Source organism: Gemmatimonadota bacterium (genome assembly GCA_016713785.1).
Taxonomy (GTDB): Bacteria; Gemmatimonadota; Gemmatimonadetes; order Gemmatimonadales; family GWC2-71-9; genus JADJOM01.
Map to the genome: position 1 here is coordinate 1,612,426 of JADJOM010000003.1, position 24,298 is coordinate 1,636,723.

Here is a 24,298-nt window from a genome sequence, read left to right on the forward strand (position 1 = left end):
CCGGTTTCCGGGGGCTCGTCGTCGCAGCAGACCCACGGACCGAGGACCCGCATCATGGCGACATCGAGCAGCTCCGTCTCCGGGCTCGTCAGCGGCATCGACTACCGCTCGCTGGTGGACCAGATCATCACCAACGAGGGGGTCGGCGCCACCCGGCTCCGGGACCAGGAGAAGAAGCTCCAGGCGCAGCTCACCGCCCTGGGCAAGTACAAGGAGCTCGTCACCGCGCTGCAGACCGCCACCAAGGCGCTGCAGGACGGGTCCGCCTTCGACGCCGTCTCGGCCACCACCGCCGCGCTCTCCGGCACCCGCACGGTGGTCTCCGCCACCGGCAGCCGCACCGCCGCCCCCGGCGTCTACCGGGTGGGCGTCACCGCGCTGGCCAAGGCCCAGAAGCTCGGCAGCGGCTGGACCGCGAGCCCGAGCACCGCGCTCGGCCTGACGGCCGGCAGCTTCACCGTCAACGGCGCCACGATCACCGTGGACGCCAACGACACCCTGACCAGCATCCGCGACAAGTTCAACGCCGCCAACAGCGGCACCGGCGCGAGCAAGGTCACCGCCTCGATCCTGCAGGTGAGCGCCACCAACTACCGCCTGGTCCTCACCAGCGACGAGACTGGCGTGGCCGGCATGACGCTGACGGACGTCTCGGGCGGGGTCCCGCAGGCGCTCGGCTTCACCAACGGCAGCAACCAGATCCTCGGCAGCGCGCTCCTCGTGGCGGGCGCCGACGCCCAGTTCACGGTGGACGGCATCGCCATGACGCGGTCCAGCAATACCGTGACCGACGCCATCCAGGGCGTCACCCTCTCCCTCACGGCGGAAGAGGCGGGCGCGGTCACCAGCGTGAGCATCGAACGCTCCTTCGATGGCGCGCAGAAGGCGGTGCAGGCCTTCGCCGACGCCTGGAACAAGCTGGTGGACTTCACCAAGGAGCAGCGGACCCCGCCCAAGGAGGGCGTCGCCGCGCCGACGCTGTACAACGAGTCGCTGCTCCGCACCATCTCGGCCTCGCTGGCGCGCACCCTGCTGACGGGGGTGCCCGGGGCCCAGGCCGACCTCGCCACGGCCGGCATGGCCGGGCTGAGCATCGGCCAGGACGGCAAGCTCACCCTCAACGCCACCAAGCTCGAGACCGCCTTCAAGGGCCGGCTCAACGACCTGCGCACCCTGTTCAGCCAGGTGGGCACCGCCACCGACGCGCGGGTGAGCTACGTCAGCTCCGGCAGCGACACCCAGCCCGGCACCTACGCCGTGGACATCACCCAGGCGGCCACCCAGGCCCTGCTGCTCGGCACCGGCTTCAGCGGCACCTATGCCGACGACGGCACCGCCGACACCCTGACGGTCACCGAGAAGGGGAGCGGCGCGGCGGTGAGCATCCAGCTCACCAACGGCATGACCACCGCCCAGATCGCCAGCGCGCTCACCAGCGCCTTCGGCGCCTCCGTCAAGCACAAGGTCGCCACCGGCACCGTGCTCTACGGCGACGCCGCCGGCACCGTCCCGATGACCGGGACCACCAAGTTCTCCGAGCTGCGGAGCGCCGGCGGCGGGACCTTCGGCGTGGTGGACGGCCAGACCATCGCCTTCAGCGGCAAGCGCGGCGACGGCACCACCTTCGCCGGCACCTTCAGCATCACCAGCGCCAGCAGCCTGACCGTGGGTGACCTGGTCACCCAGGTGCAGGCGGCGTACGGCAGCGGGGCGGCGGTGAGCGTGAGCGGGGGCCAGATCGTCGTGGAGGACGGCCAGGGCCGCACCTCGCAGCTGGCGCTCACCCTGACGCCCGGCAACGAGGGGGGCGGCACGCTCGACTTCGGCGCCACCACCACGCTCGCCACCGGCCGCCCGATCCTCTCGCTCGCCGCCTCGGACGTGGGCGGACAGCTGCAGGTGAATGCCACCGCCTGGGGCAGCAGCCCGGGCTTCACCCTGGCGTACACCGCGGGCGGCGCCGACGGCACCGCGCAGCTCGGGCTGGCGGCCGGCACCTACAGCGGGCTCGACGTGACCGGCACCATCGGCGGCTACGCCGCGACCGGCGCGGGCCGCACCCTCGTGGGCGGGGACGGCACCGCGGTCGAGGGGCTGACCCTGAGCTACACCGGCACCGCCACCGGCGCGGCGGGGTCGGTCAGCGTCACCCTGGGCACCGCGGCGCAGCTGCAGCGGGCGCTCGACAGCTGGCTCGAGGCCAATGCCGGCACGATGGCCAAGAAGGAGGCCTCCCTCACCGGCCGGGTGAAGACGCTGGAGGACAAGGCGCTGCTCATCGACGCGCGGCTCGACCGGCGCCGGGAGAGCCTGCTCAAGCAGTTCGCCCAGATGGAGACCGCGATCGCCCGGCTGCAGCAGACCTCGAGCAGCGTCACCGCGATGCTGCAGTCCTTCAGCAAGTCGAGCAGCTGACCATGCCCGCCAACCGCATCCGGCCGATCCTTTCGGCCATCGTGGACCTGGCGCGCGTGGACGCCCCGCAGGCGCTGGAGCTGGCGCTCTGCGAGGCCCGCGGCCTGGCCTCTGACGCCGGCCAGCGGCGCGACCCGGCGCTGCTCCAGGCGCTGCAGGCCGACCTGCAGCGGACCCTCGCGGTCCTGGAGCGGGAGCAGCAGCAGGTGGCGCGCGAGCTCGGGGCCCTGCAGCGGGAATCGCTGCAGCGGCAGGGCTACCGGTCACCCCTGGCCCGGACCCCGGCCATCGACTGGCGCGGGTAGCCCCCCGGGGCCCGGCGTTGCTTCAAAGATCCCCGGGCGTGCCGATACTGGAGGGGTCCGCAGGAGCGTCACCGTCTCGCATCGTCCGTGGAGGTCCTCCGTGAGCTACGCTGGCGTCGCCAAGTACCAGCAGAACGACGTCTTCTCGATGTCGCCCGCCCGCCGCCTCGTGTTCCTGTACGGACAGGTGGTGGCGAACCTGCGGCAGGCGGGCCGGTTCCTCGAGCGGGGAGAGGTCGAGGCCCGTTCCCGCGCCCTCACCCGGGCCCGCGACATCATGGGGGAGCTGCTCTGCACCCTCAACTTCCAGGAGGGGGGCGAGATCGCCGCGAACCTGGCCAGCCTCTATCTCTGGATGATGGACGAGACGCTGGAAGTGGACCGCCGCCGGGACCCGAAGCGGCTGGAGCGGCTCACCGCGATGGTCGCCGAGCTGCATGCGGCCTGGGAACAGGCGGCCGCGCAGGTGCCGGAGCTGCACCCGGCGGCGGCCGTCGGCGAGTAGCCCCGCAGGACCGACGGGCCCGGCCGGTGCCGGGCCCGCCCCGAGGTTGAGACCCAAGTGCTTGCCGAGCCGGGACTTGCCACGCGGCCCGGCAGCAACACCCGCCCCACCCCGCCGCACCTGCCGCCCGGTCGTTTCTGCCCCTCAAGGTTTGCCGGTCCCGGACGATACTGTCCGGGAGAGGGACCTTGCAGCTGGGAGGCAGCATGTCAGTCCAGGCGATCCAGACATCGAATGTTGAGCGGGTTCCGGCGGTCCAGCCGGGCCATGGCGCCCCGCGCGGGCGAGCCGAGGGGCACGCCCCCGCGGCACCACAGGACCAGGTCCAGGTGTCGGAGGAGGGGCGGCGGCTTTCCGCCGCGGCTTCCTCCAGCGCCTCCACCCTCTCGGGGACGGCAACGGCCACCGAGAGCGGACAGGGGCTGCAGCTGGATCCGCGCAAGCTCCGGGAGCTGGCGGGCATTCGTGCCCCGTCGGACCCGGTCCGCGCCGACGACCGAGAGTAATCCGCACCACCGGTGCCGCGACGGGCCGGGCCCCCGGTGGCCCGGCCGCGAGGGATGGCTGTATTCCCCTCAAGTCCCGGGCCGGCATGCCGACAGTTGAGTCACAACGAGGAGTCCCATGGCAATCGATCCTACGAAGGCGAGCGGAGCGCAGTCCCCCCTGACGGGCGCGCGTCTCGACCAGGCGTCGGGCAACCAGGCGGCCCGGCAGTCCGGGCAGGCCCGGCCAGCAGTCACCGAGCGCGACAGCGCCGCGGCCGACGACCAGGTGCAGCTGTCGGAGCAGGCCCGCGCCGCGCGGCCGGCGCCCGGCACCAGCCCCTCGGGGCTCTCGGCGGACCGGATGCAGGAGATCCTCAAGCGGGTCACCTCCGGCTACTACGACAGCCCGCAGGTGGTGGAGAAGGTCGCCCGCAAGGTTGCGGACGCCCTCGGCGGGTCCACCCCCGCATAGCCGGTCCGAACCACCAGCTCACGGAGCGAGCGGATGAAGTGCCTGGTCGTGGACGACAGCGCCACCATGCGGCGGATCGTGGTCAATGCCCTCAAGAGCATCGGGTACGACGACGTGGCGGAAGCGGGCGACGGCAGCGACGCCCTGCAGAAGTGCGATGCCTCGGTGGAGCTGGTGATCACCGACTGGAACATGCCGGTGATGGGCGGGCTCGATTTCGTGAAGGCGATGCGCGCCAACCCGCAGCACGGCAAGACCCCGATCCTCATGGTCACCACCCGCAGCGTCAAGGAGGACATCCTCCAGGCGGTCGAGGCGGGAGTGTCGGGCTACATCCTGAAGCCATTTACGCCGCAGGTCCTCAAAGAGAAGATCGACCAGATCCTCTCGCTCGCCTCAGGCTCGGCCTGAGCCGTCCGCCACGGAGGGTGACATGGATGCCGCCCAGGTCAAGGCGCTGGCCACCGAGTTGGAAACCACGCTCGGGCTGCTCGGCGAGCTGATCGAGGAACTGACCAGCCACCGGGGCCAGTGGCCGACGTCGAGCCGCGCCACCGAGATCGTCAGCACCCTGGCCACCCGGCCCAACCTGGCCGAGCTGCCGGCGGTCCTGCTGCGCGCCCACGCCGACATCACCGAGATCCTCGGCGGCATCCGGCTCACCCGCGAGGCCATCGAGGCCCACGCCGTGGAGCGGATCCGGGACACCAAGGACAAGCTGTCCGACGTGACCTCCACGACCGAGAGCGCCACCCTGGAGCTCATGAACGGCCTGGACCGGTCGCTCGAGCTCATCAACCGCCTGGAGGGCCAGTCGGCGGTGAGCGCCTCGGCCGACGGGTTCCAGCACCTGCGCGACCAGGTCAGCGCCCTCTACAACCACCTCCAGTTCCAGGACATCACCGCCCAGCAGCTGCAGGGCGTCGGGCACGCGCTGCTCGACCTCGAGGTGCGGGTGGCCGCGGTCGCGGCCCTGTTCGACAGCGCGCTGCGTGACGGTACCAAGGCCGAGATCCTGCGCAAGGCGATGGACACCTCCTCGACCCACCTCGCCTTCAACCCCGACGCGACGATGAAGCGATCGCACGCCGACCAGGCCATGATCGATGAAGCGTTCAAGGGGGCCCGGAATGGTGCGACCGCTTCCGGCAGCCGCGCCGCCGACGGCGCCCGCGCCTGAGGCGCCGGCCGCGCCCGACAGCCCCGCCCTGCTGGATGGCATCCAGCGGGACAAGCTGTCGCTCATCGGGCACATGGCGTCCAGCATCGCGCACGAGCTGTCCAACCCGCTCGCGACGATCGTGGCCAGCACCCAGGCGATCCTCTCGTTCTGGCCCCGCGGCGGCGGGCCGCCCGGCGCGCGCGAGGTCGCGGGGGCCCCGGCCGACTGGACACCCTCGGGCGTCCCGCTGCGGCAGCTGCGCGAGGACCTGGAGCTCATCCTGGCCGAGGCCCGCCGCGCCGGCGACATCGTGCACGGCCTGCTCGCCTCGGCCCGCCAGGATCCGCCCGAGTGGCGCATCGTGTCGCTGGCCGACGTGGTGCGCCGCACCGTCGGCCTCTGCCGCCACCACCTCAAGCTGCACAACGTCACCCTGCAGGCGCCCTACTTCGACCCCCACGAGGGCTACCCCCTCTGGAGCCGGATCCGGGGCGACGCCAACCAGCTGCAGCAGGTGCTGCTCAACCTGGTCATCAACGCCCAGCAGGCGATCACCGCCCACCGCGGCTTCGGGACGGTCCGGATCACCCTGGCGCCCGACGGCCCGGACCGGATCCTCCTCACGGTCGAGGATGACGGGCCCGGCGTGCCCAGCACGCAGCAGGAGGCGATCTTCCGCCCCTTCTACACCACCAAGCCGCGCGGCCAGGGCACCGGGCTGGGCCTGTCAGTCTCGGCCGAGATCGTGCGGGCGCACGGCGGGAGCATCGCGGTGACGGCCCACACCAGCGGGGGCGCCGCCTTCCGCCTCGGCCTGCCCTCGCTCGCGGCGTCCGACCGGAGCCTGGGGACGGCGCCAGGCACCCCGGACCGCCCGGAGGTCACGACCCTGTCGCTGCCGGAGCCGCCGGCGCCCCTGGTCACGGGAGAGCAGCAGCGGATCCTGCTGGTCGACGACGAGTCGGGCATCCGGCGCAGCGTGGGCCGCTACCTGCGCCGCGCCGGGTACCAGGTCACCGACGTGCCGAGCGCCCAGGCCGCGCTCAACGCCCTCAGCACCGCGCGCTACGACGTGATCGTCTCGGACCTCCGGATGCCCGGGCTCTCGGGCGAGGAGTTCTTCCGCCGGCTGGAGCGGGAGCATCCGGAGATGCGCCGCCGCATCATCTTCACCAGCGGCGACATGCTGCGCGATGAGACCCAGGACTTCCTCCACACCGCCGGCTGCCCGGCGCTGCAGAAGCCCTACGAACTGGGCGAGCTGGTCCAGCTCATCGGCTCCCTGCTCCCGGCGCCCGCGACGCGGGCCTCCGCCTGAGCCGGACGTTCCCGTGCCAGGATCCCCCGCCCCGTTCACGAGCATCCCGATGGCTTCCTTCATCCCCGCCGACCTGACCCCGACCGGTGACCGCGTCGTCTTCGCCGCGCTGCCCGACGGCCTGCTGGTCGTGGACCCGCTCGGCCTGGTGCGCGATGCGAACCCGGCGGCGGAGCGGCTCTTCGGCCGCACCGCGGACGGGCTCCGCGCCATGCCCCTCGACCGCCTGCTCAGCCGCGGCGACCCGGCGGCGAGCCTCGCGGTGGAGCTGCGCGCCGCGCGGACCGAGGGGACGCTCCGCTGGGCGGGCTGCCGCGGGCGCGGCGGGGAGCAGAGCGAGTTCGCCTGTGACGTGACCGCGGTGCCGCTCACCGGCCGGGGGGCGCCGGGGCGCTGGGTGGTGGTGGTGCAGGAGACCGGGGCGCGCGAGTTCGCCTCGGTGCAGCGGCGCGAGTCGGCCAAGATGGCGGCGGTGGCCACCCTGGCCTCCGGCATCGCCAACGACTTCAACAACGCGCTCGCCGCCATCAGCGGCAGCATCGAGGCGGCCCGGCTGCGCATCGTGTCGCAGGACCGGGTGCCCCCCCGCGAGCTGCTCGACGCCAAGGAGGCCACCCGGGCCGCCGCGCGCCTGGTGCGCCGCCTGCTCAACTTCGCCCGCCCCGCGCCCGGCGTGCGCCGCCCGCTCGACCCGGGGCACCTCCTCGAGGAGGCCGCCCAGGTGCTGCGGCGCGACCTCGACCCCCGCATCACGCTGGTCACCCATCTCGACCACGGCGACTGGCATATCAAGGCCGACCTGGAGCAGCTGACCGACCTGCTGGTGAGCCTGGGCCACAACGCCCTCGAGGCGATGCCCGCCGGCGGGGTGCTGACCCTTGCCACCCACCGGGTCGCGGGCGGCTTCGGGCCCGGGGCACCGCAGGGCGCCGCCGGCCGCGAGTACCTCCGGGTGGACGTGCGCGACACCGGGACCGGCATCCCGGCCGAGATCCTGCCGCGCATCTTCGAGCCGTTCTTTACCACCAAGGAGGCGGGCCGCGGCTCCGGCCTCGGCCTGGCCACGGCGTACACGGTGCTGCAGCAGCACGAGGGCGGCATCTCGGTGGAGAGCGCACCCGGGCTGGGCAGCACCTTCCAGATCTTCCTGCCCCGCACCCGCGATCCCCTCGCCCAGCCGATGCAGACCCTGGTGCTCGCCCCCGGCAGCGGCTCGGGCACCATCCTGCTGGTGGACGACGAGGCCTCGGTCCGGCGGCCGCTGCGGCAGGCCCTGGCGCTGTGCGGCTACTCGGTGATCGAGGCGCGCGACGGCAGCGAGGCGCTGCAGATCCACGAGAAGTCCGCCACCCCGCCCGACCTGGTGATCCTCGACGTCAAGATGCCCGGCCTCTCCGGCTGGGACGTGCTGGCCACGCTTAAGGCCCGCGCCCCGGCCCTGCCGGTGATCCTCACCAGCGGCTACACCCGGGAGGACAGCACGCCCCCCGCCAACCCGGCGCGGCCCGACGCCTACCTGCCCAAGCCCTACGACCTGGCCGAGCTCACCGGCGAGGTGCGGCGGCTGCTCAAGCAGGACGGGACCCCGGCATGAAGGCCCTGATCATCGAGGATGACGCGATGACCCGCCTCATGCTCAAGCGCCTCCTCACCCGGTTCTTCCCGCACAACGTGCTGGAGGCCGCCGACGGCGAGGCGGCGCTGGCGCTGCTCGAGCGGGAGCGGCCGGTGATCATCTTCTCCGACGTGCAGATGCCGAACATGGACGGGGTGGAGTTCCTCACCCGGCTGCGCGCGATGCCCGAGTACGCCACGCTCCCGGTGATCATGATCTCCTCGGCGAAGGACCGGGACCTCGTGCTCAAGCTGGTGGAGCTCCGGATCACCGACTACCTCGTCAAGCCCATCGACATGGAGCAGACCTTCCGCCGGCTGGAGCGGTTGCTGCCCACCCTCCTCCCCGACCCGGCGGCCATCGACCGGGCCTGACCTCCGCCGGGGGCGGGACCGGCTTGCCGGCCTCGGGACCGGTGCAGTACGCTTCTCCCATGCCTCGCACCAACATCTCGAGCGGCGCCCCCTGGGAGCCGATCGTCGGGTACTCCCGCGCGGTCCGCGTCGACCGCTACATCCACGTGGCCGGCACCACCGCCACCGGCCCCGACGGCACCATCGTGGGCCCGGGCGACATGTACGCCCAGGCGGCGCAGGCGCTGCGCAACATCGAGCGCGCGCTGCAGCAGGCAGGCGCGACCCTGGCGCACGTGGTCCGGACCCGGATGTACGTCACCGACATCGGGCGGTGGGAGGAGGTGGGCCGGGCGCACGGGGAGTGCTTCCGTGACATCCGCCCCGCCGCCACCATGGTGGAGGTCCGCCGCCTGATCGACCCGGCGATGCTGGTGGAGATCGAAGCCGACGCGATCCTGCCGTGAGCCAGCCCATCTTCGTGGTCGACGCCTTCACCGACCGCCCCTTCGCCGGCAACCCGGCCGCGGTCTGCGTCCTCGCCGCCCCGGCCAGTGAGGCCTGGATGCGGGACGTGGCGCGGGAGATGAACCTCGCCGAGACCGCCTTCCTGCACCGCGTCGGCGAGGCCTTTGCGCTCCGCTGGTTCACCCCCACCGTCGAGGTCGACCTCTGCGGCCACGCCACCCTCGCGAGCGCGCACGTGCTGTGGGAGGAGGCGCACCTCGTGCCCGGCGAGATGGCCCGGTTCGAGACCCGGAGCGGCCGGCTCACCGCCGTGCAAGCGGGCGACGGCATCGAACTCGACTTTCCCCGCGCGGCCGCCGAAGCCGTGCCGGCGCCCGCCGACCTGCTCCCCGGCCTGGGCCTCGGGGCGGCGCGGTGGGTGGGTCGGAACCGGTTCGACTATCTCGTGGAGGTCGGTGGCGAAACCGAGGTGCGGACCCTCGCGCCGAACTTCCACGCGCTGCGCTCGCTCGGCATCCGGGGGGTCATCGTCACCAGCCTGGCCGACCCGGGCCGCCCGTATGACTTCGTCTCACGCTTCTTCGCGCCGGGCGCGGGCATCGACGAGGATCCGGTCACCGGGTCGGCACACTGCGCCCTCGGGCCGTACTGGGGCGCCAGGCTCGGCCGGGACGCCCTGACCGGCTACCAGGCGTCCGCCCGCGGCGGCACGGTGCACGTCACCTGCCGCGGCGATCGCGTGCTGCTCGGCGGCCAGGCGGTCACGGTGCTGCGGGCCTCGCTGCTCTGAGGCGGGCCCCCCGCCCGCCCCCGCGGGCGCCGCGACCCCTCGGGCGCGGCGGGCATCAGAGGATGGACCCGAATCCCGGAGCCATCATGCGCCTCCTGCTGGCCAGCCTGCTCCTCGCCGCCCCTCTCGCCGCCCAGCAACCGGTGGCCGCGCTCGTCACCGCGTACGACCGCATGGCGGCGCGGCCGCTGTGGCCCGGCTTCACCCCCGCCGCCACGCCCGTGGCCATCTACGACGGGACCCGGACCTGGCTGGTGCGACACCCGCATCCGCCCGAGGGCTTCCAGGGCACCACACTGGTCCCCGGGGCCCACGTCATCGTGGGCCGCCTGGCCGCGGTGCGGGCCAATACCCACGCCGACATCAACGGGACCCCGACCGCCACCCTGCTGTGGCCCGCCGCGGGGGGCGAGCCGACGACCCTGGCCGCGGTGCTCATCCACGAGGCCTTCCACGTGTACCAGGCCCGGGCCCATCCCACCTGGTTCGGCAATGAGGCCCATCGCTTCACCTATCCCGTCACCGACTCCGCCGCCCAGGCGCTGCAGCGACTCGAGACCGAGGCGTTCCGGCGCGCGCTGGCCGGGCCGGGCTCGTCCGCCTGCTGGGGCGGACGGGCGCTGGCCCTCCGGCGGGAACGTGCCGGGCGGATCGGCGCCGACGCGATGGCCTACGAGCGCGGCAACGACCTGAACGAGGGCCTCGCCACCTGGGTGCAATGGGTGGCGCGCCGCGGGCCGTGGGACTCCATCATCCCCGCCGCCGGGTTCGGGCCCGACGGCGTGCGGGACCGCACCTACGCGGTCGGCCCGGCGCAGGCGGAGCTGCTGGAACGCTTCGCGCCGCGCTGGAAGGCCGAGCTCAGCGCCGACACCGCCCGCACCCTCGACGGCCTGCTCGACCAGGCGCTCGCGCCGGTGCGTTGCCGCGCCGACTTCACCCGGGCGGAGACCGATTCGGTCGCGGCGCTGGCCGGCCGCGAGGTGGCGTCGGTGCTGGCTGCTCGCGACTCCCTGCGGGCCGCCTTCCTCGGCCGGCCGGGCTGGGGGCTGGTGCTCGAGCTGCCGCCCGCGACGCCGCTGTGGCCGCAGCGCTTCGACCCGCTCAACGTGACCCCCCTGCCCGCGGGCGAGGTACTGCACCGCCGCCAGCTCACGCTCGGGGGCGCGCACGGCAGCCTCGATATCGTCGGCGCGTGGGCACTCACCGTCCCGGCCGGCGCCCACCCGCTCTTCAACGGCATCCGCACGGTCACCCTCACCGGACTCGACCGGCCGCCGGAGCTCACCGTGCGCGGGGACTCGGTGCTGGTGCGTGCCCCCGGGATCGAGGGGCGCTTCACCGGGCTCGCGGCGGACACCACGGACCGCCGGGTGACGCTCCGCCCCCGCTGACCCCGGCGGGTTGGCCTGCGCCGCCGCCACGCAGTACCTTCGCTGGAGGACCCTCAGGGCCGGCCCCGTGGCACCGACCACGCGCCCGGCCGCGCCCACGACGCAACGCTGTCACCGGAGACTGGATGCTCGCCCTCGCCACGCTCGCCCTCGTGGGGTCCCTCGTACGCCCCGCCGCGGACACCACGCGGAAGAAGACCGACAGCCTGCCGCTGGTCCCCACCCGGACGGTGGAGTTCGAGACCAGCGAGGGGACCTGGCTCTCCCTCGACGTGTCGCCGGACGGGCGGACCCTCGCCTTCGAGCTGCTGGGCGACATCTACACCCTGCCGATCGCCGGGGGACGCGCCACCGCCATCACCCGCGGGCCGGCGTTCGACTCCCAGCCCCGGTGGTCGCCGGACGGGACCCGGATCGTGTTCCTGAGCGACCGTGACGGCGGCGAGAACGTCTGGACCATGGATCCCGACGGCAGCCGCACGAAGGCGGTGAGCAAGGGGGACAACAACCTCTACGCCTCGCCCGAGTGGACCCCGGACGGCGACTATATCGTCGTCTCCCGCACCAACGCGCCGCTGGGCAGCAGCTACCAGCTCTGGCTGTTCCACAAGGACGGCGGGCCGGGCCAGAGCCTGACCAAGGACGACAAGGGGACCGGCGCCCTCGGCTCCGGCCGCGGCACCAACATCAACAGCCTCGGCGCCGCCTTCGGGAAGGATGGGCGCTACCTCTGGTACGCCCGCAAGCGGGGCGGCTTCGGCTACAACATCGACATCTCGCAGTGGCAGCTGGCGATCTTCGACCGGCAGACCGGGCGCATCATCCCGCAGACCGACGTCTATGGCAGCGCCATGCGCCCGGCCCTCTCCCCCGATGGGCGGTGGCTGGTGTACGCCGTCCGCCACGACGCCGAGACCGGCCTCCGCCTGCGCGACCTCGAGACCGGCGACGAGCGCTGGCTCAAGTACCCCGTGCAGCGCGACGACCAGGAGTCGCGCTTCACCCGGGACCTCATGCCCGGCGCCGCGTTCACGCCGGACAGCAAGGCGTTCATCACCACCTGGGGCGGGCGGATCTGGCGGGTGGAACTGGCCACCGAGGCGGCCACCGAGATCCCCTTCGTGGCCCCTGTGCGCCTGGAGATGGGACCGCTGGTGCAGGCGGCCACGCCGGTGGACACCGGCGACATCCTGCTCCGCCAGGTGCGCGATCCGTCGTTCTCCCCGGATGGCACCCGGCTGCTCTTCTCGGCCCTCGACCGGGTGTACCTGATGGCGCTGCCCAACGGCACGCCGCGCCGCCTCACCACCGACACGGTGCTGGAACAGCAGCCGCGCTGGTCGCCGGACGGCCGGACGGTGGTGTACGTGACCTGGGGCAATGGCGGCGGGCACATCCAGCGCATGAGCGCCGATGGGCGCGGCAAGCCCGTCCGGCTCACCGCGGCGCCCGCCTTCTACCAGCATCCCGCCTGGTCGCCCGACGGGACGCGCATCGTGGCCATCCGCGGCCCCCGCGCGGCGCGGGTCACCGAGTCGTTCGGCCCCGGGTACGAGCTGGTGTGGATCCCGGCCGCGGGCGGCACGCCCACCCGGGTGGCGCCGATCACCCCCGGTGGCCGGCCCCACTTTGCCCGCGACCCGGGCCGCATCTACCTCTACGACCCCGGGGACGGCCTGGTCTCCATGCGCTTCGATGGCACCGACCGCCGGGCGCACCTCAAGGTCACCGGCTTCACGATCAACAGCCCCGGCGCGGAGCCCAACGCCGCCGACGAGCTGCTGATCGCGCCCGACAGCACCCGGGCGCTCGCGCTGGTCAACAACTACGTCTACCTCGTTCCCCTGCCGCTGACCGGGCAGCAGCCGCTGGTCCTCAATGTCGCCGACCCGGCCGCCACCGCGTTCCCCGCGCGGCGCCTGACGACGATCGGCGGGGACTTCATCGCCTGGCAGCCCGACGGGCGCGGCGTGACCTGGGCCATCGGCCGGAGCGTCTTCCGCTACGACCTCCCCCGCGCCGACTCGCTCGCCCGCCTCAAGGCGTCCGCCGACTCCGCGCGGGCCGACTCCCTGAAGCAGGCGGGCGACAAGCCCGACTCCGCCTTCAAGGCGCGCATCGACTCCCTCGCCAAGGCCCCGGCGTACGAGGCGGCCCGGCTCGACGTCGCGGTGCGGGTGCCGCGCGACGTGCCCCGCGGGACGGTGGCGCTCACCGGCGCCCGCGTCATCAGCATGAAGGGGGACGAGGTCCTCGAGGGCGGCACCGTGGTGATCACCGACAACCGGATCACCTGCGTGGCCCTCGACTGTCCCGTGCCCGCCGGGAGCAAGGTGATTCCCCTCGAGGGCAAGACGATCATCCCCGGACTGGTCGACGTGCACGCCCACCCCTGGCCGGCCTGGGGCGTGCACCAGCCCCAGGTGTGGAAGTACCTGGCCAACCTGGCGTATGGGGTCACCACCACCCGCGACCCGCAGACCTCGACCACCGACGTGCTCACCTACGCCGACCGCGTGGAAGCGGGTGGCCTCCTCGGGCCCCGGATCTACCACACCGGACCGGGGGTCTTCGGGCCCTACATCGAGGAGCCGTTCACGTCCCTCGAGGACGTGCGCCACGCTCTGCGCCGCTACAGCGAGTTCTACCGCACCAACACCATCAAGCAGTACATGGCAGGCAACCGGAAGCAGCGGCAGTGGGTCATCATGGCGGCGAAGGAGCAGGGCCTGATGCCCACCACCGAGGGCGGGCTCGACTTCAAGATGAACCTGACGATCGCCATGGACGGCTACCCCGGGCACGAGCACAGCCTGCCCATCATGCCGCTCTACCAGGACGTGGTGACGATGTGGGCCCGGGCCGGCATCACCTACACCCCGACCCTCCTGGTCGCCTACGGGGGCCCGTGGAGCGAGAACTGGTTCTACGAACACTACGACATCCACGACGACCCCAAGGTGCGGCGCTTCATCCCCCATGCGGCCATCGACGCCCGGGCCGAGCGCCGGCCCTGGTTCCGCGACAACCAGTATGTCTTCCAGCGCCTCGCCGAGGGGGCCCGCCGCATCGTCGAGGCGGGCGGCAAGGTGGGGCTCGGCGGGCATGGGCAGCTCGATGGCCTCGGCGACCACTGGGAGCTGTGGGCCATCGCCTCCGGCGGGATGCGGCCGCTCGACGTGCTCCGGGTCGGCACGATCTTCGGCGCCCAGTCGATCGGGCTGGACCATGACCTGGGCAGCCTCGAGCCCGGCAAGCTCGCCGACCTCGTGGTCCTCGACGGCAACCCGCTCGAGGACATCCACCAGACCAACAGCATCCGCTACGTGATGAAGAATGGCCGCCTCTACGCCGGGGATACGCTGGACGAGGTCTACCCACGCCAGCGGGCACTCGAGGCGCAGTGGTGGTGGGACGCGCAGGCCGGGGTGGGGGCGCCAGGCGTGAGCCACGGCGACGACGTGCCCGCGGAGCAGTGATGCGCCGGGGTGGCCTGGCGGGGTGCACGGCGGCGCTGCTGCTGCTCTCCGCCGTGCCGGCGCGGGCGCAGCAGGCCCCCGCTGGACCGCTCGCCGCGGCGGAGCGCGCCTACGAGGCGGCCCGCTACTGGGACGACCGGGTCCGGCTCGTCGCCTCGCTCGCGAGCGACACGACGCCCGATGCCATCCCCGCCCGTCAGGCCCGCGACAGCCTGGCCCTACATGCCCGGCGGTTCCGGGCGGCGTTTGCGCGGCTCGGCGGCGTGCCCCTCGACTCGACCGATCGCGCGGTGCACGCCGTCCTGGCCCGTGCGGCCCGGCGTGGCTTCGCTCCCGCGGACCCCGGAGATGGCGAGCCGATCCCCGCCCGTTGCCGCGACGGTACCGGCCCGTCACCGACCCTCGTGGAGCTCACCGCGCTCACGATGGCCTGCTACGGTGAGGCCGCCAATCGGGTCCTCGTCGAGGGCGATACCCTCAACCGCCTGGCGGTGCTCGGGCGCCTGGCCCAGGCCGACGACAGCGCCACGCGGCGTCGGCTCTTCCTGGCCCTCGCCCCGGTGTGGGCAAGCGTCAACGGGGACAACCGCCCCGACAGCCGCTATCGCACCCTGCTCCGCCTACGCCGCGCCGCCTGGGGCACCGGGCCTACCCCGATGGCCCGGAAGGGCCCTGCCTTCGGCCTGCCGACCGAGACGCTGGAGGAATGGCTGGTGGCCGCGCTCTCGGCCTGGCGCCGCACCGGGCCCGACCACCTGCTCGAGCCATGGGACTGGTACCACGCCAACGGCGCCGCCAGCCGACGGCTCGGCCCACGGATCGCCACGGTCGCGGCCATCGCGCAGGTGAACCGCGCCTTTCACGCCGCGCTCGGCGCCGATCTCGACCGGCTCGGCGTGCACTTCGACCTGGCGCCGCGCCCAGGGAAGTACCCCGTGGCATACACCGATTTCGGGGCCCATCGCCGGGTCGATGCCGCGGGCCGGCTCCACCCGGCCGAGCCGTGGGTCTTCGCCAGCTACCTCGAGGGCGGGCTCGACAACCTGGCGGAGCTTCTCCACGAGACCGGCCACGCCATCCACATCGCGGCCATCCGGGGGCCTTCCGCCCTGGCCGACTGGCCCGACAACGACACCTTCACCGAGGCCCTGGCGGACCTCGCCGCCCAGGAGGCCTACGAGCCGGCGTGGCAGCTCCGCTTCCTCGGCGACAGCGCGCCGATAGCGGCCTCCCTGCGCGCCCGCTACGCGGGGATCATGCTGGACATGGCGTGGGCGCTGTTCGAGCTCCGGGTGCACCGCACCGCCGCGGCCGACCCGAACCGCGTCTGGGCCGACATCACCTCGACCTACCTGGGCATCCGGCCGCATCCGGAGTGGGCCTGGTGGGCGCTGCGCGGCCAGCTGGTGGAGGATCCGGGCTACCTCATCAACTACGCCCTGGGGGCCTTCATGGTGGCCGACATCCGTGCCCGGGTGCTCGCGCAGCTCGGCCCGGGGGCCTGGACCGATCCCGGCACCTATCCCGTCCTCTCCCGGACACTCTACCAGGATGGGCTGGCGCGACCCTCGCGCGCGGTGCTCGAGGCGTTTCTCGGCCGCCCGCTCTCGAGCGAGGCGCTGCTCACCGACCTCGGCCGCCTCCACCCATGATCCGCACGCCGCTCTCCGCGACCGACGCCGCCGACCGCGCCCAGTTCCTCTCGCTCTTCATCCGGGTGCTCATCTTCGGGCTGCCGCTCCTCATGGCCGGCGAGGCGGCGGGCATGGGCCGGGGCTGGTACGGCGGGGGCACCCTCCTCGTCATCTATGTGCTGAACATCCCCTTGGTATTTCTCGCCACGGGGCTCCTCTTCGGCCTGATGGAGAGAGCCGCCTCCGGCTTCACCCAGACGGTGCTCGGTGGCGGCAACATCCCCCCCGACCCGGCCCATTCGGGCTACGAATCGCTGGTGGCGCGCGGATTCTACCGCGAGGCGGCGGAGGCCTACAGCGCCCACCTCGTGGCCCATCCGACGGACAACCTGGCCCGCGTGAAGCTGGCGGAGGTGCACCGGGCCCACCTCGGCGCGCCGGAGGCGGCCGAGCGGCTGTACCTCGAGGTGCGACGCTCGGCGCAAAGCCCGCGGGAGGAGGTGCTGGTGGCGAACCTGCTGATCGAGCTCTATCGCGCCACCGGCCAGCGGGGACGCCTGATGAGCGAACTGGCGCGGTTTGCGGAGCGCTACCGGGGCACGCGGGGGGGCGCCGAGGCGGCGCGGGCGCTACAGGAGATGAAGCGGGAGAGCCTAGGGGACCGGGAAGGGTAGCACCGGTGTCGGCTGCAGCGCGTCGGCGCGGGTGGAATCACCGAACTGCCCCACGTTGTTCCGCCCCCAGCAATACACCGCGCCGCTGGCGGTCACGGCACAGGTATGGTTGCCCGCGGCGGCCAGCGAGGAGAAGCGCAGCCCCCCCGCCACCGCCACCGGCACCGGGGTGGGGAGGAAGTCGTCGTTCCCCAGCTTGCCGTAGATGCTCGATCCCCAGCACCACGCCTCGCCCTCCGCCGTAACCGCGCAGGCATGCTCGCCGCCCCAGCGTGAGGGCGGTGAAGTGACGCGCCCCCGTCACCGCCACGGGGAGGACGGCCGGGACAGCTGACAGCTCGCCGTTGCCCAGTTCGGCGGTAAGGTTGTCGCCCCAGCACCAGGCCGCGCCCGACTGCGCCAGGCCGCAGCTGTAGTAGTTGCCGGTCTCGACCGTCCGGAACAGATGCCCGCCACCCACCAGCCGGGGCAGCGCGCTCGCCACCGTGTCGCCGGCGCCGAGCTGGCCCCGGAAGTTGGCCCCCCAGCACCAGGCCTCGCCGTTTCCGGTCACGCCGCAGGTGTGGGCCCCGCCCGCGGCCAGGTGCGCAAAGCGGAGGGTGCTCTGCACCGGGGTCGGTTCCAGCCGGTCGAGCGTATCGCCGACGCCCAGGCGACCATCCTCCCCCTGACCCCAGCACCAGGCCGCCCCGGAGCGATCCAGCCCGCAGGTGTGCGCGTTCCCGGCGGTGATGCCGCGGAACCGGATCCCGCCGGAGACCAGTAGCGGCACCGGTTCCCGCCCCGAGAGCCGCCCGATGCCGAGGACGCCGATGAAGTTGGTGCCCCAGCACCAGGCGGCATCGTCGCTGGTGAGGCCGCAGGAATGGAACTCGCCGCTGGAGATGGCACGCAGTTCCAGCGGGAGCACCAGGGCCTGGGGGGTACGGTAGATCGAGGTATCGCCATTGCCCAGCTGCCCGGTCAGGCCGGCGCCCCAGCACCACCCGTGGCGCGCGAGGTCCACCGCACAGGTGTAGTCCCCGGCCGCGGCCACGAGGGTGACCGGCATTCCGCCGCCCGTGCCCGGGCCCGTGCTGTCGCCGCACCCCGCGAGGACGAGGAGCAGGACCCCGAGCCGCCCGCGGTGCGGGCGCAACGTCAGGAACGGTGCACGGTGAAGACCCCGATCTCTGGGGGACAACGGAAGCGGGCCCGGATCCCGCTGGTCCCGATGCCACGGGAGACGTACAACGGCGCAAAGGTGTCACGATACCAGCCCGCCACGAAACGCCCGCTGGCCGGCGGCGTGATGGGCGGGAGCAGCGGTGGCCGGATCTGGCCGCCATGCGTGTGCCCGGCCAGCGCGAAGGCGGGCCGCGGGAGCGCCCGCGACCGGAGCACGTCCGCGTACCCGGGCGCGTGAAACACCCACACCTGCGGCGAGCCTGGCGCGGTGTCGCGCAGGGCACCCTCGGGATCGGGGGCGCCCGAGCGGGCATCGTCGAGGCCCACGAGCGTCAGCCGCGCCCCGCCCCGCTCCACCACCAGGCTCCGGTTGTAGAGCAGGGTGGCCCCGGCGGCGGCGGCGGTGCGCTCCATCGCGTCGGGCGTCACCCCGACCTGGTGCTCCCAGTTGCCCAGCGTCACCACCGTGGCCAGGCGCCCGCGACACGCGGCCAGCCACGGGGTCAGCTCCCGGAGCTGGAGGGTGGACTCCACCAGGTCGCCGGTGACCACCGTGACGTCGGGGGCAAGCTCGGCGGCGAGCGCCATGACCCGTCGCGCCGCCGAGTGGAGGCCGGCGTACAGGTGCAGGTCGGTCAGGTGGAGGATGGTGAGGCCGTCGAGCCCTGATGGAAGGCCCGCCACGGCCACCGCGTGGCGGCTCACCTGGACCCGCCGCAGCGCCCAGGTGAAGGCATCGCCCCCGGCGCCGGCGGCTCCGGCCGCGAGGCTACCCGCCGCGACGAGAAAGGCGCGGCGGGAGAGCGGCGCGCCGCGCCGGCTCAGGCGCCGCCCGCCGCGGGCAGGTCCGGGTACATCCGCGCCACCGGGACGTCGCTGCCCGCCAGCGCGGCCACGCTCCACCCCGCGATCCGCTGGCGCACCGCCTCGGGCACGTCCTCGTGCCGGTTGGCGGTGCCGCTCACGAACAGCTCGGCGTTGGTCTGCAGGATGTGCGGGGGATGCATCTCGAAGCTGCCCTGGTGCCGCTGCATGTACTTGAAGCTGGTCTTCTCCACCACCTGGGCCAGCTCGGCATCCGTGAGCGGCGCCATCCCCAGGAACTGCGTCACCTGGCGGATGACCGCCGCCGGGTCCTGCTTCAGGTCCTCGAAGAGCACGAACAGCACGTTGCCGTCACGGCGGCTGCGCTCCCACCAGCCCCGCACGTGGTCCGGCCAGGTGCCCCACCACATGAGCTCCGGCGAGCAGTACCACTCCTCGAACGCCGGCAGCTCCGGCGCCATCCCGCCGACGTTGGTCAGCACGAAGTCGATACAGCTCGCGAAGCACGAGACCGGATGCCGCGCCACGTAGATGTAGCGGGCGGCGGCGGCGCTCGGGCAGAGCTGCGCCGGGAGGTGCGTCTTGATGATGCGGGAGGGCCGCTCGGTCCCGAGGCGTGGCGCCTCCTCCAGGGAGACGCTCTTCCGCCCCTCGAGCCACGGCGCCACCGCGTACAGGGCCGTGCCGCTCTCGACCAGGCGCCCCGCCCCGCGGTGCAGCACCTCGTAGACGATATGCTCCATCCAGGTGGTGCCGCACTTCATCTGCGTGGCCACGAACACGTCCTCCGGCCGCGGGGCGTATGCCTCCGCCCGGGCGAAGGTCTCGGGACTGCAGCTCCCGTGCGGCGCCGCCACGCCCTTGTACTGGAAGCCGACCCGCCGGAAGTCCATCCGGGCGAGCTTCGCGTTGAGCCACAGCAGCGGCGCCAGCAGGCGCGCGTGCCGCGCCAGGGTGCGCTTGAAGGCGTCCCGGCCCGCCGGGGGCAGCCCGTAGTAGCGCAGTCCCACCGACTGCTCGTCCTCCCACTTGAGGACCATCGAGAGGTAGACCCCCAGCACGATGTACAATCCGATGAGCACGGCGATGGGCGTGAGGATCCACCAGACGAGCGACATGGAATCCGGTCTCCAGGATGACGGATGCGCCGGCCGGAACACCCTTGCGACGGGGGTCGACCGGGGACCTGCGCTGGGGGGAACACGGCCGGTGGCCGGCCAGGGTGGGGAATCTACCGCGGACCCCCGGGACCGACTACGGGGCCGGCTCCGGCTCGATGCGGATCACGTCGACGATCGGCCCGACCATGCAGGTGCTCATCACGTCGGTGCGCTTCTTGAGGATCAGTGTGAACCGCTTGCCATCGGCCAGGACCTCCGCGGGGGCCTGGTCGGGCCGCAGCTCGTAGCCGCTGCCGTCGGTGGCCTCGAACCGCCAGCAGTTCACGCCCACCGCGGTCTTGCTGACGGTTCCGGTCGCCCGGAACTCGTCGGTGGCCAGCGCCGGCATGTTGGCTCCCTTCGGGGGACAGGCAGCAAGGAGTACCAGCCCAAGCAGGGTCCCGCCCATTCCCGCGCGTCGACGCATCCGTCCCATCTCGCCCTCCAGGGGTGGAGGCCGGAGTCTAGCCGCTCCCGGCCAGCAGGGCCAGCGCCGCCGGCAGCAGCCAGATCCACTCCCAGGCCGCCGGCCAGTCCGCCGGGTCCCCCTCCGCCCCACGCCGCGACCCCTCGGTCCCGCAGGCGAGCGGCGCGGTGAGCAGCATGGCGGCGGCAAGCAGGGGCAGCGTCTCCACCAGGGTCATGGGGTGGCGGACCGGCCAGGGGAGCGCGGCCACCCTGCCGGCCCACCCCGGGACGGCGCAATCCCCGGGACGGCTGCCGGGCACCCCGGCGTCACCATCATGGCCGCCCAGGCGTGAGGGAGGCCACGGCGGCACGGGCTCGGGCGGTCCCCAGGTCCCAGGCGCGCGCGTCTGGATAGGTCTCCGGGCCGAACCGCTGCTCCAGGGCACGCCGCACCTCCCCGCGCTCCCATTCCGTGAGCCGGGGCAGGGCCGCCACCAGGGCCGGCGCCGCGTCCGGCCCCAGCCGGGTGAGGTACTCGACGTCGAAGTGCCCCGTCTCGGCACGGCGCCGAACATTGGTCTCGGCAATGACCCGCTCCGGATTCACCACGTTGAGCGTGAACAGCCACACCCCCCAGGACAGGAGCGCGCCCCGCGCGAAGGCCGTCGGCCGGCCGCGCAGGACGGTCGCGGCGAACCAGAGCGCCGAGACGGCGAGCCCCGCCATCAGCGCCGAGGCAAAGAACCGGTCCTCGGTGAGGCCGAACTCGGCCTGATACAGCGCCATGCGGTGCGCCGCCGAGGCCATGATCACCAGGACCAGGACGACCTGCGCCCCCGCCAGCCAGCGGTACATCCTCTGGGCGAGCGCCTGGCCGGGTTCCAGCCGGCTGGACACCAGCAGCAGCAGGGGCAGCACCAGCGCCGAAAGCGCCACCAGCTCGAAGAAGCCCCGGCGGGCGTAGTCGGCGAGGGTGACGCCCGCGGCCTGCTGCACCCACGCGGCGCCGCCGAAGAAGTACGGCAGCTGGAAGACCACGAACGACGCGAACAGCAGGTCCACCAGCCCCACGGTCATCCCGACCTCCACCGGCCCCAGCGTCGGGAGGCGCACCGGCAGGGGGGCGTCGACCCATCGGGTGGCGCCCGGCAGCGCCCCGCGGAGGAAGCCGGCGCCGATCCAGGCGGCGAGCGCGGTGCCCAACACGTGCGACATCGCCACATCCACGCGGAACCGGACCAGGCGTCCGAGGAAGTCGCCGAAGACCGGGTCCGCGGAGGTCAGGAGCCCACCGAACACCAGCAGCGCCGGGACGGCGAGCAACGCGCCCCGCGCCACGGGGAGCAGCACCCGCGCCGGTCCGCCCCCCTGGGCGGAGGCATCCCGCTGGGCGTCGAAGAGCACGGGCAGGGCGCCGGTGGCCCCGCGCCAGCCCAGGACTCCGCCGGCGCGCAGCAGCCGCCCGACGGTGAGGTCGGCCAGGTGGCCCGCCTGCGCCGCCAGCGGCAGCAGCGCCGCCACCACCAGCAGGCAGGCGGTATCGAGGAGCCGCAGCATCTCGCTGGCACGCCAGATCCACGCGAACCCGACCGCCACGACGCCGAGGAGCAGGCGCCCCTCAAGGGGGCCCACCCCCGCGCCGTCGGTGCGGCGGTGATGGTACCAGAGTCCCGCCGCCAGCCACAGCCACAGCGTCACGTTGAGGCCCAGCTCGCCTGCCCGGAACAGGAGGTCACCCAGCACCCCCAGCAGCAGGACGGGCCAGAGCAGGGCGCGGTCCCGCGGGATGGGCGCGGTCATGCGCCCTCCCCGACACGCAGGCGGCCGAAGCGGCGATCCCGCCCGCGGAACGAGGCGAGCGCGGCGGCGAGGTCGTCGGCCGTGAACTCCGGCCAGCAGCGCTCGCAGAACCAGAGCTCCGCGTAGGCCGCCTCCCAGAGCAGGAAGTCGCTCAGGCGGCGCTCGCCCCCGGTGCGGATCAGCAGGTCCACGTCCGGGGCGGGGCCGGCGCCATGGCCGGCCTGCCCCAGGAGCGCGGCGAACCGTTCGCGGGTGAGGGGTGAGCCGGGGGGCGCGCGGCGCGCAGCCCGGAGAATCTGGTCCCGGGCGGAATAGTCGATGGCGATCCGCAGCCAGAGCCGCCTGCCCTCGCGCGTGGCGCGCTCGGCCATCGCCACGGCCGAACGGAGCGCCAGGGGCAGGCGGTCGCGGCGGCCGATGACGCTGAGGCGGACGCCCGCGGCCGCGGCATCGTCACGGGCACGGCCCAGGTACTCGGTGAACAGCCCGAGCAGCGTCCGCACCTCGGCCGCGGGCCGCTGCCAGTTGTCGGAGGAGAAGGCGTAGAGGGTCAGGATGCCGATGCCGTGGTCGGGGGCGGCGCGGACGATCTCGCGCACCCGGTCGGCGCCGGCGCGGTGCCCCGCGGCGCGGGGCCGGCCCCGTCGCTCGGCCCAGCGGCCATTGCCATCCATGATGATCGCGGCGTGCAGCGAAGTGCTTTGCATAACAAAGTACAGCCTCCAAGAAGAGGCGACCGCGAGGTCGCCCGGAACGACGTGGACGGCCGGGATCAGCCCCGGGTCATCCGGATCAGTGATTCCATGTGCTCCAGGTACCGCTCCAGCGCCCGGCGGCCGGCGGCGGCCAGGCGATACTCGGTACGGGGCATCCGCCCCTCGAACGACTTGGCGCACAGGATGTACCCCGCGTCCTCGAGCTTGCGGGCGTGCACGCTGAGGTTGCCGTCGCTGGTCTTGAGCAGCGCCTTGAGTTCGTTAAACGTGAGCGACGGGTTGACCGCCAGCGCGCTCACGATGGCGAGCCGGAGCCGCTCGTGGATGACCTTGTCGAGGTCCGGCGCGAGCGTGGCACGGCCGCCCGCCACGCCCGCGAGCGTCCGCCGGCGCCCGCCTTCCGCGCCGTCGCCCCGGCGCGCCGCATTCGACTTAGCCACCGTACCTCCGCGCAATCCACCAGCCGAATCCCAGGTGCAGCCCGCCGAAGCCGAGGGCGAGCAGGAGGTCGCCCAGGGCCGCGGGCAGGAACACCGCCGCGGCCCCCAGCACCATGAAGCAGGCGCCCATCACCGGCACCACCGGCACCGACAGGGCGCCGCCGGTCACCACGCCGGCCCCGTAGCAGAGCAGCCAGGTGGCCGGCAGCAGCGTGACCAGCCCGGCGCGGTAGAGCGCCAGGGTGAGCAGCCCGCCGACCAGCACCGGCGGCGTGTAGGCCAGGACGAAGCGGCGGCCCGGACGGCTGGTGAGCGGGGTGTCCCCCGCGGCGGCCTTCCGCACCATCGCGAGGCCGCCGATGGCAAACGCCAGCCAGCCCTCCCCCAGCCAGACCAGGAGCCAGCGGTCCACCGTCGGCTGCCGGTGGGCGATCCAGGCGGCGAGCAGCGCCGTGAGCCCCATGCCCACCCCGCCCCACCCGGGCACCCCGGTGAACGCGCCGGCGCGCTCCATGGTGTCGCGGATGAAGGCGAGGTTCTCGAACGCCCGGTCGTGGAGGGGGACGTCCTCCGTCGGGGGTCGGGGCGCGCGCGCGGGCCGGGTTCGTGCCATGGGTCCAGTCTACCGCAGCGCCCCCGCTCCGTCAAGTGCTTTGTTTCACAAAGTACAGGCCCCGGACAACGGGGCGGCGCCGGTGGCGCCGCCCCGC

24 protein-coding genes are annotated in these 24,298 nt (G+C 73.4%); 15 read left to right on the top strand and 9 right to left on the bottom strand.

What is annotated here, in order from left to right; translation table 11 throughout:
• The first annotated feature begins 54 nt into the window (after positions 1-54).
• The 15 genes from fliD (at position 55) to IPJ95_15445 (ending at position 17,072) form a co-directional block, all read left to right on the top strand.
• Positions 55-2,415: a flagellar filament capping protein FliD gene (gene fliD / locus IPJ95_15375; GenBank protein ID MBK7924983.1), complete on the top strand. Its 2,361-nt coding sequence runs from the start codon at positions 55-57 to the stop codon at positions 2,413-2,415.
• Between the two features lie 2 nt (positions 2,416-2,417).
• Entirely contained in the window at positions 2,418-2,720 is a 303-nt protein-coding gene (locus IPJ95_15380; protein ID MBK7924984.1) for a hypothetical protein, read from the top strand.
• Positions 2,721-2,820: 100 nt separating this feature from the next.
• Positions 2,821-3,225, top strand: a complete 405-nt coding sequence (fliS, locus tag IPJ95_15385; protein ID MBK7924985.1) for a flagellar export chaperone FliS — start codon at positions 2,821-2,823, stop codon at positions 3,223-3,225.
• 624 nt (positions 3,226-3,849) lie between these two features.
• Positions 3,850-4,185 (top strand): hypothetical protein, encoded by a 336-nt coding sequence (locus IPJ95_15390; GenBank protein MBK7924986.1) that lies wholly within the window; start codon positions 3,850-3,852, stop codon positions 4,183-4,185.
• 33 nt (positions 4,186-4,218) lie between these two features.
• A complete protein-coding gene (locus IPJ95_15395; GenBank protein ID MBK7924987.1) occupies positions 4,219-4,596 on the top strand; it encodes a response regulator in 378 nt (125 codons plus the stop codon).
• A gap of 22 nt (positions 4,597-4,618) precedes the next feature.
• Positions 4,619-5,365: a hypothetical protein gene (locus IPJ95_15400; GenBank protein MBK7924988.1), complete on the top strand. Its 747-nt coding sequence runs from the start codon at positions 4,619-4,621 to the stop codon at positions 5,363-5,365.
• Positions 5,316-6,665 (top strand): response regulator, encoded by a 1,350-nt coding sequence (locus IPJ95_15405; GenBank protein ID MBK7924989.1) that lies wholly within the window; start codon positions 5,316-5,318, stop codon positions 6,663-6,665. The genes IPJ95_15400 and IPJ95_15405 overlap by 50 nt, the downstream gene beginning before the upstream one ends.
• A 49-nt stretch (positions 6,666-6,714) precedes the next feature.
• A complete protein-coding gene (locus IPJ95_15410; GenBank protein ID MBK7924990.1) occupies positions 6,715-8,259 on the top strand; it encodes a response regulator in 1,545 nt (514 codons plus the stop codon).
• Complete coding sequence (locus IPJ95_15415) at positions 8,256-8,654, top strand: response regulator (protein MBK7924991.1); 399 nt, start codon at positions 8,256-8,258, stop codon at positions 8,652-8,654. Before IPJ95_15410 ends, IPJ95_15415 begins: the two co-directional genes overlap by 4 nt.
• Positions 8,655-8,713: 59 nt before the next feature.
• Positions 8,714-9,100: a RidA family protein gene (locus tag IPJ95_15420; GenBank protein ID MBK7924992.1), complete on the top strand. Its 387-nt coding sequence runs from the start codon at positions 8,714-8,716 to the stop codon at positions 9,098-9,100.
• Positions 9,097-9,891, top strand: a complete 795-nt coding sequence (locus tag IPJ95_15425; GenBank protein ID MBK7924993.1) for a PhzF family phenazine biosynthesis protein — start codon at positions 9,097-9,099, stop codon at positions 9,889-9,891. Before IPJ95_15420 ends, IPJ95_15425 begins: the two co-directional genes overlap by 4 nt.
• Positions 9,892-9,977: 86 nt before the next feature.
• Complete coding sequence (locus IPJ95_15430) at positions 9,978-11,285, top strand: hypothetical protein (GenBank protein ID MBK7924994.1); 1,308 nt, start codon at positions 9,978-9,980, stop codon at positions 11,283-11,285.
• A 125-nt stretch (positions 11,286-11,410) separates the two neighbouring features.
• Complete coding sequence (locus IPJ95_15435; protein MBK7924995.1) at positions 11,411-14,764, top strand: PD40 domain-containing protein; 3,354 nt, start codon at positions 11,411-11,413, stop codon at positions 14,762-14,764.
• Positions 14,764-16,416 carry a hypothetical protein gene (locus tag IPJ95_15440; GenBank protein MBK7924996.1) on the top strand — a complete coding sequence of 551 codons (1,653 nt, stop codon included), beginning with the start codon at positions 14,764-14,766 and terminating at the stop codon, positions 16,414-16,416. Before IPJ95_15435 ends, IPJ95_15440 begins: the two co-directional genes overlap by 1 nt.
• A complete protein-coding gene (locus IPJ95_15445; protein MBK7924997.1) occupies positions 16,413-17,072 on the top strand; it encodes a hypothetical protein in 660 nt (219 codons plus the stop codon). Before IPJ95_15440 ends, IPJ95_15445 begins: the two co-directional genes overlap by 4 nt.
• 37 nt (positions 17,073-17,109) lie before the next feature.
• On the opposite strand, the gene IPJ95_15450 is transcribed toward IPJ95_15445, so the two are convergent.
• The 9 genes from IPJ95_15450 to IPJ95_15490 form a co-directional block, all read right to left on the bottom strand.
• Positions 17,110-18,210 carry a hypothetical protein gene (locus IPJ95_15450; protein ID MBK7924998.1) on the bottom strand — a complete coding sequence of 367 codons (1,101 nt, stop codon included), beginning with the start codon at positions 18,208-18,210 and terminating at the stop codon, positions 17,110-17,112.
• Between the two features lie 2 nt (positions 18,211-18,212).
• Entirely contained in the window at positions 18,213-18,944 is a 732-nt protein-coding gene (locus tag IPJ95_15455) for a metallophosphoesterase (protein MBK7924999.1), read from the bottom strand.
• A 116-nt stretch (positions 18,945-19,060) separates the two neighbouring features.
• Entirely contained in the window at positions 19,061-20,182 is a 1,122-nt protein-coding gene (locus IPJ95_15460; GenBank protein ID MBK7925000.1) for a sulfotransferase domain-containing protein, read from the bottom strand.
• 136 nt (positions 20,183-20,318) lie between these two features.
• On the bottom strand, positions 20,319-20,573 hold the full coding sequence (locus IPJ95_15465; GenBank protein ID MBK7925001.1) for a hypothetical protein: 255 nt from the start codon (positions 20,571-20,573) through the stop codon (positions 20,319-20,321).
• Positions 20,574-20,688: 115 nt separating this feature from the next.
• Entirely contained in the window at positions 20,689-20,868 is a 180-nt protein-coding gene (locus tag IPJ95_15470; GenBank protein MBK7925002.1) for a hypothetical protein, read from the bottom strand.
• Positions 20,869-20,965: 97 nt separating this feature from the next.
• Positions 20,966-22,432, bottom strand: a complete 1,467-nt coding sequence (locus tag IPJ95_15475) for a DUF4173 domain-containing protein (protein ID MBK7925003.1) — start codon at positions 22,430-22,432, stop codon at positions 20,966-20,968.
• Positions 22,429-23,139, bottom strand: a complete 711-nt coding sequence (gene uppS, locus IPJ95_15480; GenBank protein ID MBK7925004.1) for a di-trans,poly-cis-decaprenylcistransferase — start codon at positions 23,137-23,139, stop codon at positions 22,429-22,431. Before uppS ends, IPJ95_15475 begins: the two co-directional genes overlap by 4 nt.
• 65 nt (positions 23,140-23,204) lie before the next feature.
• Positions 23,205-23,519, bottom strand: coding sequence for a transcriptional regulator (locus IPJ95_15485; protein ID MBK7925005.1), 315 nt, complete (start codon positions 23,517-23,519; stop codon positions 23,205-23,207).
• Positions 23,520-23,580: 61 nt separating this feature from the next.
• On the bottom strand, positions 23,581-24,201 hold the full coding sequence (locus IPJ95_15490; GenBank protein ID MBK7925006.1) for a hypothetical protein: 621 nt from the start codon (positions 24,199-24,201) through the stop codon (positions 23,581-23,583).
• Positions 24,202-24,298: the final 97 nt, after the last annotated feature.

Bases quoted from the DNA above. Each gene is read 5' to 3' on its own strand.
- fliD (MBK7924983.1), top strand. From the start codon at position 55: ATGGCGACATCGAGCAGCTCCGTCTCCGGGCTCGTCAGCGGCATCGAC.
- IPJ95_15410 (MBK7924990.1), top strand. From the start codon at position 6,715: ATGGCTTCCTTCATCCCCGCCGACCTGACCCCGACCGGTGACCGCGTC.
- IPJ95_15490 (MBK7925006.1), bottom strand. From the start codon at position 24,201: ATGGCACGAACCCGGCCCGCGCGCGCGCCCCGACCCCCGACGGAGGAC.
- IPJ95_15430 (MBK7924994.1), top strand. From the start codon at position 9,978: ATGCGCCTCCTGCTGGCCAGCCTGCTCCTCGCCGCCCCTCTCGCCGCC.
- IPJ95_15420 (MBK7924992.1), top strand. From the start codon at position 8,714: ATGCCTCGCACCAACATCTCGAGCGGCGCCCCCTGGGAGCCGATCGTC.
- IPJ95_15440 (MBK7924996.1), top strand. From the start codon at position 14,764: ATGCGCCGGGGTGGCCTGGCGGGGTGCACGGCGGCGCTGCTGCTGCTC.
- IPJ95_15460 (MBK7925000.1), bottom strand. From the start codon at position 20,182: ATGTCGCTCGTCTGGTGGATCCTCACGCCCATCGCCGTGCTCATCGGA.
- IPJ95_15380 (MBK7924984.1), top strand. From the start codon at position 2,418: ATGCCCGCCAACCGCATCCGGCCGATCCTTTCGGCCATCGTGGACCTG.
- IPJ95_15475 (MBK7925003.1), bottom strand. From the start codon at position 22,432: ATGACCGCGCCCATCCCGCGGGACCGCGCCCTGCTCTGGCCCGTCCTG.
- IPJ95_15390 (MBK7924986.1), top strand. From the start codon at position 3,850: ATGGCAATCGATCCTACGAAGGCGAGCGGAGCGCAGTCCCCCCTGACG.
- IPJ95_15405 (MBK7924989.1), top strand. From the start codon at position 5,316: ATGGTGCGACCGCTTCCGGCAGCCGCGCCGCCGACGGCGCCCGCGCCT.
- IPJ95_15445 (MBK7924997.1), top strand. From the start codon at position 16,413: ATGATCCGCACGCCGCTCTCCGCGACCGACGCCGCCGACCGCGCCCAG.
- IPJ95_15465 (MBK7925001.1), bottom strand. From the start codon at position 20,573: ATGCCGGCGCTGGCCACCGACGAGTTCCGGGCGACCGGAACCGTCAGC.
- IPJ95_15470 (MBK7925002.1), bottom strand. From the start codon at position 20,868: ATGACCCTGGTGGAGACGCTGCCCCTGCTTGCCGCCGCCATGCTGCTC.
- IPJ95_15400 (MBK7924988.1), top strand. From the start codon at position 4,619: ATGGATGCCGCCCAGGTCAAGGCGCTGGCCACCGAGTTGGAAACCACG.
- IPJ95_15395 (MBK7924987.1), top strand. From the start codon at position 4,219: ATGAAGTGCCTGGTCGTGGACGACAGCGCCACCATGCGGCGGATCGTG.
- IPJ95_15435 (MBK7924995.1), top strand. From the start codon at position 11,411: ATGCTCGCCCTCGCCACGCTCGCCCTCGTGGGGTCCCTCGTACGCCCC.
- IPJ95_15415 (MBK7924991.1), top strand. From the start codon at position 8,256: ATGAAGGCCCTGATCATCGAGGATGACGCGATGACCCGCCTCATGCTC.
- uppS (MBK7925004.1), bottom strand. From the start codon at position 23,139: ATGCAAAGCACTTCGCTGCACGCCGCGATCATCATGGATGGCAATGGC.